The organism is Pseudomonas protegens (assembly GCF_003732485.1).
Taxonomy (GTDB): Bacteria; Pseudomonadota; Gammaproteobacteria; order Pseudomonadales; family Pseudomonadaceae; genus Aquipseudomonas; species Aquipseudomonas protegens_B.
Genome location: NZ_MOAK01000030.1, coordinates 23165 through 24805, shown reverse-complemented (window position 1 = coordinate 24805; position 1641 = coordinate 23165). Strand labels below are relative to the sequence as shown.

The 1641-nt window shown below is 59.5% G+C and carries 2 protein-coding genes; one reads left to right on the top strand and one right to left on the bottom strand.

Annotated elements, in window-relative coordinates; translation table 11 throughout:
- Positions 1-375 (bottom strand): retention module-containing protein (locus BLX41_RS34405; RefSeq protein WP_259744398.1); only part of this gene is annotated, 375 nt, incomplete at its 3' end.
- A gap of 577 nt (positions 376-952) precedes the next feature.
- Between BLX41_RS34405 and BLX41_RS34400 the strand changes: the two genes are divergently transcribed.
- On the top strand, positions 953-1641 hold a 689-nt coding region (locus tag BLX41_RS34400; RefSeq protein WP_259744416.1), incomplete at its 3' end, for a TolC family protein.

Below are 1641 nucleotides of genomic sequence, written 5' to 3'. Positions count from 1 at the left end.
ATTGCCGCCGGTACCGGTGGGGCCCGCCGCAGTGGCTTCGGCGTTCTGGCTCGGGTCATCACCGGCGGCAATGGCCTTTTGCAGTTGCTCGACATCGCTCAGTTGCGCATCAGTGGGCGCCGGCACTTCCGGGGTATCGACATGGGTGGCCTGATGGTCCAGCAGTTGCGCCGTCAGTTGCTGGCTGCTGTCACGGCCCAGGGTCAGATCCTGGCCATTTTGCAAATGCACGGCCACCGCACCCTCGGCTCCAGTGACCAACTGCTCACCGACAAACAGCCGGTCCCCCTCCACCAGGGCCCGGCGGGCACCATCCGCCGCTACCGCATAAACCTGCCCGATCACCTTGGTCACAATGCCGATTAACGTTGCCATGTGCACTCCTCCGATGCCGAGAACAATCGGCATCCGCTTGCTAGCGGCAGTACAGACGGCGTTGACCCGTGGTTGAACAGACCCTGTGCCTGGCAGCCCCGCACCCATGGCGAAGCGCGCCAGTCCTGATGTCCCGCCCTCCCTTGCTACCAGTCGGATGGCTGATACCCCAGGGCTGCGGAAAAAACTGCCTCATCCGCGCCTCGGATCGCTCACCAACTACGTCCTGCGGAACAGGTCAAAAGACGGATTCGCCAAAAAAATGCCGCCACATCCTGCTCCGCACCTCCTTCCTTGTAACCACTTCCCCGCCCTGAACTACCTGAAATTTGAACGTCCCCAGAAACTGCAGGAAATGCCTCAACGCCTGAAAAATCCGGGCCTTCGCTTGGAACAATGTCTTGCTTTGACAAACATGCATAAGTTTTTTTTGGCATAAAACTTATGAGATTTTTTTCTTAGCTATCCTTCTGGATGTTCTTAGCTCTGTTGTAAACAAGATGAGACGGTTAAGTCTCAATTTTTTAGTCATATTTTTGACGAAAACATTGTTTCACTGGATCAGGGAGAGACACCCATGCGCGTTTTCACCCCCCTCAGCAGCGCTGTTCTGTTGGCCACACTCTGCGCCAATCCGGCCCAGGCCATGTCATTGACTGAAGCGATCCAGAGCACTCTGGACAACCACCCCGAACTTCGCGCCAGCCAGAACAACCGGCTGTCTGCCGATGAGGATGTGAAAGTGGCCAAGGGCGGCTTCTATCCCAGCCTGGACCTCAATGCCGGCTACGGCCGAGGCTACAGCGACAACACCACCACCCGCGGCTACGGCGTAGCGCGCGGCACCGGCAACCACAACACCGAGACGCTGAACTACACCCAGTCGGAATTGCGCCTGCGGCAGATGCTCTTCGACGGCTTCAACACGGCCAATGAAGTGGGCCGCACCCAGTCGGTGGTCAATTCCCGGGCCTATTACACCCGCGGCACCGCCGAAAGTTTGGCCCTGCGCACCATCGAGGTGTACCTGGAGGTGCTCAAGCGCCGTGAACTGGTGACCCTGGCCAAGAACAACCTGCAGGCCCACCTGCGGGTCAACGACCAGATCGGTCTGCGCAGCCAGCAGGGCGTGGGCAGTACCGCCGACCTCGACCAGTCCAAGGCCCGGCGTGCCCTGGCGGAAAACAACTACGACACCGCCCAGGTCGACCTGGCCGATGCCGAGGCCAATTTCTACAGCGCAGTGGGACGCCTGCCCGACGAGCT